We start from the raw sequence: 15,740 nt of genomic DNA, 5'->3' as shown, positions 1-15,740 counted from the left end.
GCAGAGATTTATTTCATCAGATCCGGCACGGAGCTGGAAGTGGAATGCCTAAGGCCGAAGCCCGGCCAGCAAGGCCTCCACGGCCGCCCGCGCCGCCGCCACCGCGTTCGCGTCCCGGCCGCGCACGACGATGCGATTGCGAAACCCCTCCGGCGTCATCGACGGATAGGAGCCGATCGAGACATCGCCATGTGCGGCGGCGATGCCGGAGAGGCCGCCGGCGAAGTTGCCCTCGGGGATCGCACCCGCCTCGATCGTCTCGGACATCACCGGCGCGTTGCCCGTCAGCGTCGGGCGAATCTCGTCGAGCATCGCCGCCATGATCTGCGGCACGCCGGCCATGACGAAGACGTTGCCGAGCCGGAAGCCCGGAGCCTTCGACACGGGGTTGGCGATCAGGTCGGCCCCGTCGGGAATGCGGGCCATGCGCAGGCGCGCCGCGTTGAGATCCTCCAGCCGGTGCCGCTCCAACAGCATGGCGCGAGCCCGCGGATCGACGTCGATGCCGACGCCGAAGGCCTCCGCCACGCTGTCGGCGGTGATGTCGTCGTGGGTCGGGCCGATGCCGCCGGAGGTGAAGACGTAGGTGTAGCGCGCCCGCAGCGCGTTCACCGCGGCGACGATCTCGTCTTTCACATCCGGCACGATGCGCACCTCGCGCAGGTCCACGCCGATCTCGGTCAGCACCTCGGCGATGGTGCCGATGTTCTTGTCCTTAGTGCGGCCCGAAAGGATCTCGTCGCCGATGACGAGGATGGCGGCGGTGACGTCTGAACTCTGGGGCATGCGGCCTCGGGGGCGATGATCGGGGTGGAAGCTAGGGCGCGGATGCGCGAAAGCGAAAGCCCCTCGTTCCGCCCCGGTCCGCGATGCGTTTCCCCACTCCCCTGATCGAAGGGCGCCTCGTGCGGCGCTACAAGCGCTTCCTCGCCGATGTGACGCTGGCCGACGGGACGATGGTGACGGCACATTGCGCCAACCCCGGCGCGATGCTGGGGCTCAACACGGACGGGTTTCGCGTACTGCTCTCGCCCTCGACCAACCCATCGCGAAAGCTCGGGTACTCGTGGGAGCTAGTGGAGGCGGAGCTGCCCGGCGGCCCGCAATGGGTCGGCATCAACACGGCCCGGCCCAATGCCCTCGTCGCCGAGGCGTTTCGCGAGAATAAGCTCGCGCCGCTGATCGGCTACGAGACGCTCCGGCCGGAGGTCGCCTACGGCAAGGCGAGCCGGGTCGATTTCCTGGCGAGCGGCGGCGGCCGGCCGCCCTGCCATGTTGAGGTGAAGAACTGCCACCTCATGCGCCACGCTGGCCTCGCGGAATTTCCCGATTGCAAGGCCGCCCGCTCGGCCCGCCACATGGAGGAGTTGGCCGGCGTCGTCACCGCGGGCGGACGGGCGATGCTGATCGTGGTGATCCAGATGCGGGCAGGCGCCTTCGACGTCGCGCGCGACATCGACCCGGTCTTCGATCGCGCGCTTCGCATGGCGCTGGAAGTGGGCGTTGAGGCCTACGCCTATACCTGCGCGGTCGGGCCGGAGGGCGTCGCCATCGACACGCCCGTCCCGATCCTCACGCCGGGTGCGACGGTTCAACCCGCTCGAACATCAGGTTGAGCCGCGTGCGGGCGATTTGGCGGTAGCCGTACTTGTTCAGCAGGTTCGGCAGGTCGATTTGCCACTGGTCGGCGCCGTTCTCGATGACGAGCACCGACGGGAGCAGGGAGGCCGGCGCATCGCGCAGGAACGGCTCGAGGATCAGATCCTCGGCGCCCTCGACATCGAGCTTGATCGCGTCGATGCGCTCGATCCCTTCAGAACGGCACAGCTCCACCAGCGTCACCGCCGGCACGCGCACCGTCGCGTTCTTGTGGGTGCCGACGATCTTCACGCTCGATTCGCCGCGGTTGCGCGGATCGATGAACAGGGTCAGTTCGCCGGACTTGTCGGCCACCGCGCAGGCGATGGCCTTCACCGTGCCGAACGGGTTCTGGCCGATATTGAAGGTCAGCCGGTCGAACACGTCGGGCTGCGGCTCCACCGCGAGGATGCGCGCGCGCCGGCCGGTGAAGCCCGCCACGAACAGGGCGTAGGCGCCGATATTGGCGCCGATATCGAGGAACACCGCATCGTCGCGCAGGCGCTCCTTGAGGAAGGCCCGCTCCTGCGGATCGAAGAACTGCGGGGTGAAGAGCACCTTCTTCTCGCAGTTGTTGTTGTAGGGATGCAGCCGCATCCGCGCGCCGTAGCGCTCGACGTCGAGCGGCCGGCCGCGCATCATCGAGATGGCGAGGCGGCGCAGGAACATCGCCATCCGCCGCGCACGCCAGGAATGCTCGGGGAGCTTCTGCGTGCGCTCCGCGATCCGCGCAACGAGGCCGCTGGGGGCGTAGGTGCCGTAGGGCGAGGTGTCCGTCATCGTGCCGGGGTGATGCCAGCCCGGCGCAGCCGCGGCAAGTCGGGCGCCATCGAGCGCGACGCGCCAAACGCCGTCCGTTGTCGCACGAAGCACCATCGCCGCCTTTGACAACGGCGCCGCCGCACCCGAAGACATCGGGATGCAGAGCTTCGACTCCGACGGCGTGCAGATCGCCTATATCGACGTACCGCCCAAGGAAGGTGCCTCCGGCGGCAGCGGCGATCCGATCCTCCTGATCCACGGCTTCGCCTCGAACCACGCGGTGAACTGGGTCAATACGCTCTGGGTCCGCACCCTGACCGAGGCCGGCTACCGGGTCATCGCCCACGACAACCGCGGCCATGGGCAGAGCGAGAAGCTCTACGATCCCGCATCCTACACCTCCGACCAGATGGCCGGCGACGCGGTGCGGCTGCTGCGCCATCTCGGCATCGAGCGGGCGGACGTGATGGGCTATTCCATGGGCGCACGCATCGCCGCGCATATGGCGCTCGACTATCCGGCGGAGGTCCGCTCGCTGCTGATCGGCGGCCTCGGCTTCAACCTCGTGGACGGGCGCGGCCTGCCGCAGGGCATTGCCGAGGCGCTGGAAGCGCCCGCCGGCGCGCCCGCGCCGAACCCGACGGCCGCCTCCTTCCGCACCTTCGCCGAGCAGACCAAGAGCGATCTTAAGGCGCTGGCCGCCTGCATCCGCGCCTCGCGCCAGACCCTGTCGCGGGCCGAACTCGCGGCGATCGAGACCCCGACCCTGGTCTCGGTCGGCACGCTCGACACGGTGGCAGGCTCGGGCCCGGAACTGGCGAAGCTGCTGCCGAACGCCCGCGCCCTCGATCTGCCGAACCGCGACCACTCGACGGCGGTCGGCGACCGGCTGCACCGCAAGGGCGTACTGGAATTCCTGGAGCAGCGTCCGTAGCAGCGCGCCTCACGGGGCAGAGCCTATCCCGCCGGCTCCCAAGCCAGTCCGAACGGCCTATTGGTGGTAGATCGTTTGACGGACTGCGCCCGGAGCCCGATCCGCCCCTAAGCTGCGGCCATTCTTCGGGAATGGGTCATGCCGGGTCGGACTTCGCAGACAGCCGCGGACGGCGTTCTCCGCTCGGTGGTGGCGGATGCGCTCGCCAACGCCCTGATCGTCCTGGCCATCCTCCTGCTGGTGTTCGGCGGCGCGGCGCTCGCGCGGCCGAAACTCACCTATGCCGCCGGCAAGGTCGTCGGCTTGAGCAACCTCTCGACCGATGAAGGCTGCCTTCCGGCCACGCTGGTGGGCCGGGTCGTGAAGCGGGCGTTCGGCCGAGACGGGCTCTATCTCGAGTCGGTCATCGTCGAGGAGAAAACCGGCCAGCGGAGCTTCATCAACGTCGAGGACGGCTATCGCAATCTCGACGCCGCCACCAACGGCGCGGTCAAGCACTCCCTCGAAACCCTGCTGAACGTGGGCAAGAGCGTTTCGCTCCGCGTTCTCGGATGCGGGGCGGCGGCACGGACGCTGACGCTCGACGCCGTGCGCCCGCTCTGAACGGATCGCCACCCCTGTCCGAATTCAGCTCTTCAGCCGGTACCCCGTGCGGAAGATGTAGGTCACGAGCCCGAGGCAGAGGGCGAGGAACGCCAGCGTCGCGGCGATGCTGACCCCGACCGCCACGTCGCCCTTGCCGAAGAAGGCCCAGCGGAAGCCGCTGACGAGGTAGACGACCGGATTGAACAGGGTCACCGCGCGCCAGAACGGGGGCAGCATGTCGATGGAGTAGAAGCTGCCGCCGAGGAATGTCAGCGGCGTGACGATGAGGAGCGGCACCAGTTGCAGCTTCTCGAACCCGTCCGCCCACAGGCCGATCACGAAGCCGAACAGGCTGAAGGTCAGCGCCGTGAGCAGCAGGAAAAACACCATCCAGAACGGGTGCTCGATGTGCAGCGGTACGAACAGCGAGGCCGTGCCGAGGATGATGAGGCCGATGATGATCGACTTCGTCGCCGCCGCGCCGACATAGCCGAGCACCACCTCGAACGGCGAGATCGGCGCCGAGAGCAGTTCGTAGATCGTGCCGGCAAAGCGCGGGAAATAGATGCCGAAGGCCGCATTCGAGACGCTCTGCGTCAGCAGCGAGAGCATGATGAGCCCCGGAACGATGAAGGCGCCGTAGGGAACCCCATCGACCGTCTGCATCCGCGAGCCGATGGCGGCGCCGAACACCACGAAATAGAGCGAGGTGGAGATCACCGGCGCGACGATGCTCTGCAAGGCGGTGCGCCCAGAACCGGGCCATCTCGAAACGGTAGATGGCGAGGACCGCCGGGACGTTCAGCATGGATACGCCCATCATGCGCGCTCGCGGACGAGATCGACGAAGATGTCTTCGAGCGAACTCTGGCTTGTATCGAGATCGGTGAAGGCGATGCCGGCATCCGCCAGCTCGCGGAGCAGGCCGGTGATGCCGGTGCGCTCGCGCCGCGTGTCGTAGGTGTAGACGAGGCTGCGCCCGTCCTCGCCGAGGTGGAGGTCGTGGCGGGCGAGGTTCTCGGGCAGGGTCGTGAGCGGCGCGCGCAGGTGCAGGATGAGCTGCTTCTTGCCGAGCTTGCGCATCAGCTCGACCTTGTCCTCGACGAGGATGATCTCCCCCTTGCGGATCACGCCCACCCGGTCGGCCATCTCCTCGGCCTCCTCGATGTAGTGGGTGGTGAGGATCACCGTGACGCCCTGCTCGCGCAGGCGGCGCACGAGGCGCCACATGTCCTGGCGCAGCTCCACGTCGACACCCGCCGTCGGCTCGTCGAGGAACAGCACCTGCGGCTCGTGCGCGAGCGCCTTGGCGATGAGGACCCGGCGCTTCATGCCGCCGGAGAGCTGCATGATGCGGCTCTCGCGCTTGTCGTAGAGGGAGAGGTCCTTGAGCACCCGCTCGATATGGGCGGGATTCTTCGGGAGACCGAACAGGCCGCGGCTGAAGCTCACCGTGTCCCACACCTTCTCGAAGGCGTCGGTGGTGAGTTCCTGCGGCACCAGCCCGATCATCCGGCGCGCGGCGCGGTATTCGCTGAGGATGTCGTGGCCGCCGACACGGATCTCGCCCGTGCTCGGCGTGACGATGCCGCAGACGATGTTGATGAGGGTGGATTTACCGGCGCCGTTGGGCCCCAGCAGCGCGAAAATCTCGCCTTTGGCGATGTCGAGGTTGACGTCGCGCAGGGCGTGCAACCCCGAAGCGTAGACCTTCGACAGGTTCGCGATCGAAACGATCGGGGGCATCGGGGCTCGGGGCTGACGAATGGGCGGCGCGCTATAGCACGGCGATCGGGGCCGCGAACCCCGCGATCGCCGGTTACATTTCCCGCCGTTTCCCCGTCCTCAGCGCGCGAACCGCGGAACCAGCCAGCACTCCAGGGTTTGACGAATTGTTCTCCTGCGACAAAAGACCCCCTATCCGACCTGCCCTCGACGCGATGGCGGGTCGTTTTTTGTGACTGAAGCGCATTCCGACGAAGTGGCCCCGGTTCGTCGAAAGAATGCGCGTCAAAACGAGAAACGAGAGCCGTATTTGGCCTGATGCAATCAGGTCGGAGACGGCTCTAGCCCGGCAGCCGGCCGGCGGCCTCCCGCTCGCGCAGGTAGTCCTCGGTGGTGCGCGTCTTGGCCGGCGGCACGGCGTGCGGGTCGAAACCCTGGGTCAGCGCCGCCTCGACGCGGCAATCGTCGCACATCATCAGTGAGCGGATGCGCTGCTCGCCGGCCTCCCCTGAGAACATCCAGTGCCGCTCGCGCAGCTTGCCGATCACCCGCTCGATGGTGGCGCGGGTGCCGAACGGCTTGGCGCAGGTGATGCAGCAGAACGGCTCCTCCTCCTTCACGATCCGGCGGGGCTCGGCCCAAGCCTCGAAGTCGATCTGCGGCTTCAGGCTGATCACGTCCTCCGGGCAGGTGGCCGCACACAGGCCGCACTGCACGCACAGGCTCTCCTCGAACGCCAAAAGCGGCCGATCGGTGCTGTCCGACAGTGCGTGGGTCGGGCAGGCGCCGACGCAGGAGAGACAGAGCGTACAGTCCTCCGTGCGAAACTGGAGCCCGCCGAACGGTGCCCCGGCCGCCAACGGCACGGCGGCCACCGGCGTCGGGGCCGCGGCATGCATCTCGCGGAAGGCGATGCGCAGCATCTCGCGCTTGCCGCCGACGGGCACGAAGCCGGCCGGCGCCGTGGTCGCCCGGCCGGGAACGTCCGAGCGGAGCGCCGCGCCGAGCGCATCGGGGTCGTCGGTCTCGATCAGGGCGACGGTCGGCGCCTCCGTGCCGGTGCCGTAGCCCAGGGCGTCGGCGAGCGTCCGGCCCAGCGCGACGGTGCGGTGCAGACTGTCGAGGTCGTGCTTCGGGCGCTCACGCACGAGCACCCGCGCCCCGGCCGCACCATAGGCGAACAGGGCGGCCAGAACCTCGGGACCGAACTGCGTCACCTCGTTGACCCGCACCGGCAGGACGTGGGCCGGAAGGCCCTCGCCGTAGCGGCCGAGCGCGTCGATCAGCGGCTCGCCATGGTCGCCGTCGTGGAACAGCACCACCGCGTCCGCACCGCCGGCTGCCCGGTAGGCGCGCATCAGGCTGCGCAGGCGGCGCATCAACGCGTCGGCCGGCGGCAGGGCGTAGTTGGCCGCTCCCGTGGGGCAGACGGCGGCGCAACTGCCGCAGCCGGCGCAGACATAGGGGTCGATCGCTACCGTATCGCCCGCCGGCGCGATGGCCCCGGTCGGGCAGACGTCGAGGCAGCGGGTGCAGCCGGTGATGCGCGAGCGGGAATGGGCGCAGAGCTCGCCGCGGAAATCGATGAAGCGCGTCTTGTCGAACTCGCCGACGAGGTGGGACGCCGCCATCACCGCGCGCTCGACCGCCGCCGGGTCGCGCGGGTCGGCGCGCAGGTAGCCGCTGCGGAGTTCGTGCGCGGGGAAGAGCGGAGTGCCGCCGGTCAGATCGAGGATCAGGTCGCAGGTCGAAACCGCCCCGTCGCGCCCCGAACCGAACACGAGGTGGGTGCGCGAGGACGGCGCCGGCAGGGCGTAGTCGTCAATGCGCAGGTCGAACGCGCCGAGATGGCCCGTCGCCCCGCGCACCGTGCCGCGGATCACCGGGAACTCGTTGCGATGGAGCGGCGCGACCTCGCCCGGCCGGCTGAGCAGCACGGTGACGTCGAGATGTTCGGCCAAGCGCCGCCCGGCCTCGATGGCGGCCTCGTCGCGCCCGTAGATTAGGGCGACGCCGCGGCTCTCCAGCGGCACCGTGCCGGCGACGGGGACCGCCTCCGCGGCCGCAGCCAGCAGCGCCGCCATCTTCGGACCGGCCCGTTCGGCCTGCGACGACCATCCGGCGGTCTCGCGGATCTTGGCGAAGGTGACGCGCTCCTCCGCCTCCATCTCGGCGGCGATCTCTTCAAAGAGCGGCGCCTGGAGCGTGCAGGAGACCGTGACGGGCGAGCCTGTCGCGAGAGCCTCGCGGTAACGGTCGAGTTCCCGACCGCATAGCTGGTCGGCGGTGCGCACGCGGGTGCCGCAACCCTTTTCCAGGGCCGCGACATCGAGCGGCATCGTCTTCTCGCAGGAACAGGCGAACACGAGACGATCGGACACGATTAAACCTGAGACGATTGGGAGCGCGAGGCCCTTCGCGCGGAAGCCTGCCTTCCTTATAATCGTATCATTCTAAAACGACGAACGGACATGCGGGCGCAGGTACTCTTCCCGGGACCGTGCCCCGCCCGAGACCGCCTATGACCTTCCCCCTCGATATCGGATCGCCGGGTTTGCGCCTCGCGCCGCTCGTCCTGCCGCCGGCCTTCACCGGTCTTGTCGCGGCGGGCTCCGCGGCCGGGCTGGCCTGCCGGATGGCCGAAAGCGGCGAGGCGGATGCCGCCACCCTCCTCATGGAAGAGCGCGACGACGTCATCGCCTTCGCGGTGGTGCTGGCGCCGACCGAACCGCTGGCCACGGCGCGGCGTGCCGTCTTCATCGGGATGCAGGCGCTCGCCGACGCGGTCGGCGCCTTCGGTCCGCCGGAAATCCCGGTGACGTTCCACTGGCCCGATACGCTGAGCTTCAACGGCGCCCGTCTCGGCGGCGGCGCGCTGCACTGGCCCGAGGACTGCGATGAGTCCGAAACGCCGGACTGGCTCGTCTTCTCGGCGATGCTGCTCGCCTCGAAGCGGGATGCGGGCGATCCCGGCCTCACGCCCGACTCGACCTCCCTGGAGGAAGAGGGGTTCCCGAACGACCTGCGCGAACCCCTGGTCGAGAGCTTCGCCCGCCATCTCACCAAGGCGTTCGAGATCTGGGACGAGGACGGCGCCGCGCGCTCGACGGGCCGCTATCTCACCCGCCTCGCGCTGCCGCCGGGCGTGCGGGCGACGATCGACCCGAGCGGCGATGCCCAGCTCGTCCATGCCGACGGCCGCAGCGAAACGCTTCCGCTGCGTCCGGCGCTGGCCGCCCCCTCCTGGCGCGACCCGGTCTCCGGCACGGTGCGGCTGTGAGTGCGGGCAAGCTGCCGCGGACCCTGCGGCTCGATCCCTCCGATACCTTCGTCTTCGCGCGGGCCGCCGAGGCCGGCGAATGGGCGGTGACGGGCTCGTTCCTGTTTTTCGATGCCGACCTCTCGGCGCTTGCCGGCAAGGAGCGGGCGGCGTTCCGCTCCGGTTTTGTCGGCGTGCGCTCGCTCGGCTTCTCGACCCTCGTCGTCGTCAGCGAGGCGAGCGAGGCCGAGCGCGAGGCGGCGATCGAGGATCTCGCCCGCCACATCCACGAGCGCTTCGGCGCGCCGGATCGCGAGGCAGCCCGCGCCGCCGCGCGCGAGGAGATCGAGGTCGCGGCCTCGCTGTGCAATTTGCCGGTCGGCAGCGTCGTGGCCATGCACCGAAGCGCGCAGGACGGGGAAATCGCGGAGGAATTCCGCACCCTGCACCAGCGCGCACCGGGCGCGGACCCGATGCACGGGCGCGCCTTCCACTTCGTCGAGACCGACGAGGACGGGCCCGACGAACAGGCCGACCTCGTGGGACTTTTGAGCGACGCCTCCGCGGGGGCCGAGAGAGCATGACCGAGTTCTGGGTATCGAGCGGCCATCACCTGACGCAGCGCACGGAAGGGGGCGGCCTCGCCGTCACCGACGAGCTGATCCTCGCCTATCTCGCGCGCCCCGAACTGGTGCCGCCGGAGGAGGCCTGCGCCGCCGAACGCGCGCTGCACGCCAGCCTTCTGAGCGATCCGCGCCGGCCGGTCTCGAGCGGCGAACTCCAACAAATCGCGGACGCGGATGCGCGGGAGAACTGGGAGGTGATGCTTGCCTTCCGCGAGCGGCTGCTCACGGCCCGCTCGGTCGAGGCGGCCTATCTCGCGCTCGTGCGCGGCGGGTTGCAGGGCGTGCCAGGGCTGTTCCTGACCCAACTCGTGCATCTAATTCTCCGCAATGCGCTCGACGGCTGCGAAGACCCGTTCGTGCTGCGCGCCGCCGAGTTGTTCTTCCGCTCCCAGCGCGCCAGCCCGCACGAGGGTGCGGTGCTGCTCGCCGATGCCGAGGTGATCGAGGCGCGGGAGGGCGGCGCGCCGCTCTCGCCGCTGGTCACGATGCTCGGCAAGGAGGCGGCGAGCGAACTCGACGTGCTCAACGAGGAGAACGCCTGGACCTATTGGAGCCGATCGGACGCCTTCACCATGGCGCTGAACCTCGGCACCAGCGGCCGAAGCCGGGAGGGGCTGGCGCGGGCGATCGAGGCCTTCGTGCGCCACCTCCTCAACGCCGAGGTCACGGTGAAGCCCCTCGACCGGCTCGAGGATCCCGACTGGCGCTGGTTCGTCGGGCTCGACGCGGAGGGCACGCGGATTGGCAACGCGCTCTGGCGCGGCGAGGCGCTGGACGACGCCGCCCGCGAGCGGGTGATCGCGGTCTTCAGCCTTACCTTCGCCGATCCGGCCCGCGTCGATCCGCGGGTCGGCGAGCGGCCGGTCTATCTCCTGCTCGCCATGTCGCCGGACAAGACCGTGCAGCTCAAGCCACAGAACCTCGTCGTCGGATTGCCGCTGGCCTCCGACCGGGACGCCGCGTGAGGTCGGACATGACGCCGGAACAGATCCCGGAAGACCGCTTCGAGGTCGGCATCATCGTGGCGCGCCGCCGCCTGAAAGGGCCGTGGGCGAGCCACGCCTGGCTACCGGTTGAGGCTCTTCCGGCAGCGCCGGAGACCGCACCCTGGACCCAACTCTCCGAGACCGAGGAGGAGGCGCGACCTTCTACGCGGGCGCCCACGAGGTCACGCTGCACATCGGCGAGACGGCGCATTACCGCGACAACCTCGTCTCCGGCCGCCCTTCGCTCTGGGTCACGCTCCACGCCACATCGGAGGACACCTACACGGTGGCGAGCGTGACGGCCGATCCCTACGAGGGCGAATCGATGGCCGAGGGTATCGGCGAGATCGTCGAGGCGGTGCCGATGCCGCCCGAAGTGCAGGCCAAGCTGCTCGCCTTCTTCGAAGCCTTCCACATCGAGCGCAAGTTCGAGAAGCGGAAGCGCGACCGCGCCGATCCCGAGGCCCTGGCGCGCCGCGCCCCCGGCACGCAGGGGAAGCCGGAATGAGCGGCAGCTTCCTCTCCCGATGGGCCCGCCGCAAAGAGGCCGTGCGCGCCACCGAGCGCACCGTTGCGCCCGCCGTCTCGGATGAGGTCGAGGCGAAGGCCGCCCTCGACGCCGAGGCGCATACCGGCGACGGATCACCTGCGCCGCAGGCCCGTCGCCCTGACCGGCGACGAACCGGAGGCCGGGACTGACGATCTTCTGGCGCGGCTCCCCTCCCTCGACGCCCTGACGCCGGAGACCGATCTCACCGCCTTCCTCCAGTCCGGCGTGCCCACGGCCCTGCGCAATGCGGCCCTGCGGCGGATGTGGTCGCTCGACCCGGCGATCCGCGACTTCGTCAGCGAGGCGCGGGAATACGCCTATGACTGGAACACGCCCGGCGGCGTGCCGGGCATGGGCCCGCTCCTGCCGACCGACGACGTGAAGGCGATGCTGAAGCGGATCATCGACGGTGTCCCCTTCGCGGCGGAGGAGGAACCGGATACCGAGCCGCAGGACGCTCCGACGGCGTCATCGGAGGAAGCTGCGCAGATCGCCGATGCGGCGCCCCCGGCATCCGAGACCGACCCTGAAACCGACGGCGTTCCGCTTCCGATGCCGGACCTGCACGCTCCGGTCGCGGTTGCCGCCGCCGAGTCCCCTGAGGTCGTACAATCCCCCCTCCCCCGGCCTCGCCTGCGGCGCCATGGTGGGGCGATGCCCTCGTAATTCACGCGCATTTCGATTGCGGCAAAGCCAAACGCTTTTTATTATTGATCCAAACAAGCGGTCCTCTAGGCGGGCCCGAGGGAAACGATGAGTTCGGTCGCGTCGGTAATGGCACTTCCGGGAGATGAGGTGTCTGGAGTCGTCGGCGTTCCGGACGAGATCGACCTCCTGCGCGCGCAGCAATACGATCTCTTGGCTGCGCTGCTCGGCCGGGCACCGGGTTCGTCGCTGCTCGCGGCGCTCGCCGCCGTGAAGGAGGGCGACGGGGTTCTGGGCCGGCAGGTCGCGGCCCTGCGCCGTGCGGCGGCCGAGACCGATACGGAGGCCGTCGAGCGCGAGTTCTTCGCGCTGTTCATCGGCGTCGGTCGCGGCGAGCTTCTGCCGTACGCCTCCTACTACCTCACCGGCTTCCTCAACGAGCGTCCGCTCGCCCGCGTGCGTGAGGACTTCGCCGCGCTCGGGATCGAGCGGGACGAGTCGATGAGCGAGCCGGAGGATCATCTCGCGATCCTTCTGGAGGTGATGGCTGGGCTCGCTGCGGGGCGGTTCGAGGCGGAGCCCGGCATGCAGGCGCACTTCTTCGCCCGGCACATCGAACCCTGGGCGGACCGTTTCTTTGCGGACCTGGAAAAGGCGAAGGCGGGCCGGTTCTACCGCGCGGTCGGGGGGCTCGGCCGCGCCTTTATCGAGATCGAGGCGGAAGCTTTCGCCATGGAAGGCTGAAGGGCTGCTCCGTCGTGACAAATGAAATCGAGGCGCGTTGCCCTACAGCAGGCAGCCGCCGGAGGAGACGAGGGTGATGCGACAGGATCCGAAGACGCTCGGTCGTCGCCAGTTCTTTCGGGCGCTCGGCGGCAGCACGGTGGCCGCCGCGGCCGCCGTCGCCTCGCCGATGGGGGCGACCGAGGCCCAGGCCTACGATCCGGGCAACGACGAAACCAAGGCCCGTTACCGGGAGAGCGACCACGTGAAGGCGTTCTACCGGACCAACGGCTACGAGACGCTGAAGAAGAACACTGATCCGGCTTCCACCGGTCCGAAGTGAGGCTGCCATGCTGATCAAGCGCAAGAGCGGCGACGCTGCTCGCACCAAGCACCAGGCCGTCGCCGCCGGCCTCGCCGCGGGCGTGCTCGACCGCCGCGCCTTCCTCCGCAAGTCCGGGCTGACCGCCGGCGCGCTCGCCGCGGCCGGCACGATCCAGCTCGGCTCGGTGCGCAAGGCGCAGGCCGCCGGCTCCTCCGCCGTCGGGCCGGACACGGTCATCAAGAAGAACGTCTGCACCCACTGCTCGGTGGGCTGCACGGTGACGGCCGAAGTCGTGAACGGCGTCTGGGTCGGCCAGGAGCCGTCCTATGCCAGCCCGATCAACCGCGGTACGCACTGCGCCAAGGGCGCGGCGATCCGCGAGCTCGTCTCGTCCGACCGCCGCCTCAAGTACCCGATGAAGCTCGAAGGCGGGCAGTGGAAGCGGATCTCGTGGGATCAGGCCTACGAGGAGATCGGCGACAAGCTGGTCCAAATCCGCGAGAAGAACGGCGCCGACTCGGTCTACTGGCTGGGTTCGGCCAAGTTTACCAACGAAGCCTCCTACCTGATGCGCAAGTTCGCGGCCCTCTGGGGCACGAACTCGATCGACCATCAGGCGCGCATCTGCCACTCGACCACGGTGGCGGGCGTGGCCAACACCTGGGGCTACGGCGCGCAGACGAACTCCTACAACGACATCCGCAACGCCAAGACGATGATCATCCTCGGCGGCAACCCGGCCGAGGCGCACCCGATCTCCATGCAGCACGTGCTGTCGGGCAAGGAGATCAACCGCGCGAACATGATCGTCATCGATCCGCGCTTCACCCGCACCGCGGCGCACGCCACCGAATACGTGCGCATCCGCTCCGGCACCGACATTCCGGTGGTCTGGGGCATCCTCTGGCACATCTTCCAGAATGGCTGGGAGGACAAGGAGTTCATCGCCCAGCGCGTCTACGCGATGGACGATGTGCGCAAGGAAGTCGCCAAGTGGACGCCCGACGAGGTCGAGCGCGTCTCCGGCGTGCCGGGCGAGCAGCTCAAGCGCGTGGCGGAGAAGTTCGCCAAGGAGAAGCCCGCGACCCTGATCTGGTGCATGGGCGCGACCCAGCACACCGTCGGCACCGCCAACGTGCGCGCGCTATGCATCCTGTGCCTCGCCACCGGCAATGTCGGCAAGCCGGGCACGGGCGCCAACATCTTCCGCGGCCACACCAACGTGCAGGGCGCGACCGATCTCGGCCTCGATGTGACGTCGCTGCCGCTCTATTACGGCCTCGTCGAGGGCGGCTGGCGCCATTGGGCCCGCGTCTGGGACGTGGAGTACGAGTGGCTGCAATCGCGCTTCGATGAGGTTCCGGCGAAGGGCGGCCGCAAGGCGCGCACCCGCAAGGAGAACATGGAGGCGCCCGGCATCACCTCGACCCGGTGGTTCGATGCCGTGAACCTGCCGCCGGAGCAGATCGACCAGCGCAGCCCGATCAAGGCGTTCATGGTGTTCGGCCACGGCGGCAACACCGTGACGCGCATGCCCGAAGCCATCGACGGCATGAACAAGCTCGAACTGCTGGTCGTCGCCGACCCGCACCCGACCACCTTCGCGGCGCTCGATGCGCGGCAGGACAACACCTACCTCCTGCCGATCTGCACCTCGCTGGAGATGGACGGCTCGCGCACGGCCTCGAACCGCTCGATCCAGTGGGGCGAGCAGATCGTGAAGCCGGCCTTCGAGTCGAAGAGCGACTACGAAGTCCTCTACCGCCTCGCGCAGAAGCTCGGTTTTGCCGACAAGCTCTGCAAGAACATCAAGATCGTCGACGGCGCCCCCGAAGCGGAAGACATCCTACGGGAGATCAACCGCGGCGGCTGGTCCACGGGCTATTGCGGCCAGTCGCCGGAGCGGCTGAAGGCGCATATGCGCAACCAGCACAAGTTCGACCTTGTGACGCTGCGCGCGCCCAAGGACGATCCGGAAGTCGGCGGCGATTATTACGGCCTGCCCTGGCCGTGCTGGGGCAAGCCGGAGCTGCGCCATCCGGGCTCGGCCATCCTGTACAACACCAGTCTCCACGTGAAGGACGGCGGCGGCGGCTTCCGCGCACGGTTCGGCACCGAGCGCAACGGCCAGACCCTGCTCGCCGAGAACTCCTTCTCGAAGGGCTCGGACCTTACCGACGGCTACCCCGAATTCACCTTCGGGGTGTTCAAGAAACTCGGCTGGGACAAGGACCTGACGCCGGACGAACTCGCCACGATCCTCAAGATCGGCGGTGAGAAGCCCGATACCGTGAGCTGGGCGACCGACCTCTCGGGCGGTATCCAGCGCGTCTGCCTCGACCACGGCGTCTCGCCCTTCGGCAACGGCAAGGCCCGGGCCAATGCCTGGAACCTGCCCGACCCGGTGCCGGTGCACCGCGAGCCGGTCTACTCGCCCCGTCCCGAACTCGTGGCGAAGTACCCGACCCGCCCCGACGAGCGGCAATTGCGCATGCCGAATATCGGCTTCTCGGTGCAGAAGTCGGTGGTCGATCGCGGCGTCGCCAAGGACTTCCCGATCATCCTCACCTCCGGTCGCCTCGTGGAATACGAGGGCGGCGGCGAGGAGACCCGTTCGAACCCGTGGCTCGCCGAGCTGCAGCAGGACATGTTCGTCGAGATCAACACCGGCGATGCCGCTGCGCGCGGCATCAAGGACGGTCAGTGGGTCTGGGTGAGCGGCCCTGAGAACGGCGCCAAGACCAAGGTCAAGGCGCTGGTGACCGACCGGGTCGGCAAGGGCGTGGCGTTCATGCCCTTCCACTTCTCCGGTTGGTACCAGGGCAAGGACATGCGCGACTTCTACCCGAAGGGCACCGACCCGGTGGTGCTCGGCGAGAGCGTGAACACTGTGACGACCTACGGCTTCGATCCTGTGACGGGCATGCAGGAAACGAAGTGCACCCTGTGCCAGATCGCAGCGGCGTAAGAGGAGCACCCCGA

The 15,740-nt window shown here is 68.8% G+C and carries 13 protein-coding genes and 3 pseudogenes; 11 read left to right on the top strand and 5 right to left on the bottom strand.

The features are described from left to right. Window positions 1-48 precede the first annotated feature (48 nt). Window positions 49-786: a competence/damage-inducible protein A gene (locus M2437_RS05980; protein ID WP_253386808.1), complete on the bottom strand. Its 738-nt coding sequence runs from the start codon at window positions 784-786 to the stop codon at window positions 49-51. A gap of 83 nt (window positions 787-869) precedes the next feature. Between M2437_RS05980 and sfsA the strand changes: the two genes are divergently transcribed. Next, window positions 870-1,616 (top strand): DNA/RNA nuclease SfsA, encoded by a 747-nt coding sequence (gene sfsA, locus M2437_RS05975; protein WP_253386807.1) that lies wholly within the window; start codon window positions 870-872, stop codon window positions 1,614-1,616. On the opposite strand, the gene M2437_RS05970 is transcribed toward sfsA, so the two are convergent. Further along, the gene (locus tag M2437_RS05970) at window positions 1,573-2,418 is read right to left on the bottom strand and encodes an FkbM family methyltransferase (protein ID WP_253389590.1); all 846 of its coding nucleotides are present in this window, start codon (window positions 2,416-2,418) and stop codon (window positions 1,573-1,575) included. The two genes, sfsA and M2437_RS05970, sit on opposite strands and share 44 nt — an antisense overlap. 139 nt (window positions 2,419-2,557) lie before the next feature. On the opposite strand from M2437_RS05970, the gene M2437_RS05965 reads away from it, so the two are divergent. Together M2437_RS05965 and M2437_RS05960 are read left to right on the top strand one after the other, a co-directional pair. After that, window positions 2,558-3,334 (top strand): alpha/beta fold hydrolase, encoded by a 777-nt coding sequence (locus M2437_RS05965; protein ID WP_253386806.1) that lies wholly within the window; start codon window positions 2,558-2,560, stop codon window positions 3,332-3,334. 138 nt (window positions 3,335-3,472) lie between these two features. Then, window positions 3,473-3,937 (top strand): hypothetical protein, encoded by a 465-nt coding sequence (locus M2437_RS05960; protein WP_253386805.1) that lies wholly within the window; start codon window positions 3,473-3,475, stop codon window positions 3,935-3,937. A gap of 24 nt (window positions 3,938-3,961) precedes the next feature. Here the strand turns inward: M2437_RS05960 and M2437_RS05955 are convergent. The 3 genes and pseudogenes from M2437_RS05955 to M2437_RS05945 all read right to left on the bottom strand — a co-directional run bounded on the left by M2437_RS05955 (window position 3,962) and on the right by M2437_RS05945 (window position 7,983). Then, a pseudogene (locus M2437_RS05955) lies at window positions 3,962-4,742 on the bottom strand (ABC transporter permease). Next, window positions 4,739-5,665 (bottom strand): ABC transporter ATP-binding protein, encoded by a 927-nt coding sequence (locus tag M2437_RS05950; protein WP_253386804.1) that lies wholly within the window; start codon window positions 5,663-5,665, stop codon window positions 4,739-4,741. The pseudogene M2437_RS05955 and the gene M2437_RS05950 overlap by 4 nt, the downstream one beginning before the upstream one ends. Before the next feature lie 320 nt (window positions 5,666-5,985). Next, window positions 5,986-7,983 carry a 4Fe-4S binding protein gene (locus M2437_RS05945; protein ID WP_253389589.1) on the bottom strand — a complete coding sequence of 666 codons (1,998 nt, stop codon included), beginning with the start codon at window positions 7,981-7,983 and terminating at the stop codon, window positions 5,986-5,988. 182 nt (window positions 7,984-8,165) lie between these two features. Between M2437_RS05945 and M2437_RS05940 the strand changes: the two genes are divergently transcribed. From M2437_RS05940 to M2437_RS05905, 8 genes and pseudogenes are all read left to right on the top strand, one after another. Next, on the top strand, window positions 8,166-8,924 hold the full coding sequence (locus M2437_RS05940; RefSeq protein WP_253386803.1) for a biotin/lipoate--protein ligase family protein: 759 nt from the start codon (window positions 8,166-8,168) through the stop codon (window positions 8,922-8,924). Beyond that, window positions 8,921-9,487 carry a DUF6505 family protein gene (locus M2437_RS05935; protein WP_012605533.1) on the top strand — a complete coding sequence of 189 codons (567 nt, stop codon included), beginning with the start codon at window positions 8,921-8,923 and terminating at the stop codon, window positions 9,485-9,487. Before M2437_RS05940 ends, M2437_RS05935 begins: the two co-directional genes overlap by 4 nt. Next, the gene (locus M2437_RS05930; protein ID WP_253386802.1) at window positions 9,484-10,494 is read left to right on the top strand and encodes a DUF6352 family protein; all 1,011 of its coding nucleotides are present in this window, start codon (window positions 9,484-9,486) and stop codon (window positions 10,492-10,494) included. Before M2437_RS05935 ends, M2437_RS05930 begins: the two co-directional genes overlap by 4 nt. 8 nt (window positions 10,495-10,502) lie before the next feature. After that, window positions 10,503-11,023: pseudogene (locus tag M2437_RS05925) on the top strand (DUF3305 domain-containing protein). Then, window positions 11,020-11,731 (top strand): annotated as a pseudogene (locus M2437_RS05920) (DUF3306 domain-containing protein). The pseudogenes M2437_RS05925 and M2437_RS05920 overlap by 4 nt, the downstream one beginning before the upstream one ends. Before the next feature lie 87 nt (window positions 11,732-11,818). Beyond that, window positions 11,819-12,454 carry a TorD/DmsD family molecular chaperone gene (locus M2437_RS05915; RefSeq protein WP_012252185.1) on the top strand — a complete coding sequence of 212 codons (636 nt, stop codon included), beginning with the start codon at window positions 11,819-11,821 and terminating at the stop codon, window positions 12,452-12,454. 76 nt (window positions 12,455-12,530) lie between these two features. Then, window positions 12,531-12,776 (top strand): formate dehydrogenase, encoded by a 246-nt coding sequence (locus M2437_RS05910; RefSeq protein ID WP_003601742.1) that lies wholly within the window; start codon window positions 12,531-12,533, stop codon window positions 12,774-12,776. Window positions 12,777-12,783: 7 nt separating this feature from the next. Next, window positions 12,784-15,726: a formate dehydrogenase subunit alpha gene (locus M2437_RS05905; RefSeq protein ID WP_012752061.1), complete on the top strand. Its 2,943-nt coding sequence runs from the start codon at window positions 12,784-12,786 to the stop codon at window positions 15,724-15,726. The last annotated feature ends 14 nt before the right edge of the window (window positions 15,727-15,740 follow it).

The organism is Methylorubrum pseudosasae (assembly GCF_029504475.1).
Classification (GTDB): domain Bacteria; phylum Pseudomonadota; class Alphaproteobacteria; order Rhizobiales; family Beijerinckiaceae; genus Methylobacterium; species Methylobacterium extorquens.
This window is presented reverse-complemented; position numbering and strand designations above follow the sequence as displayed.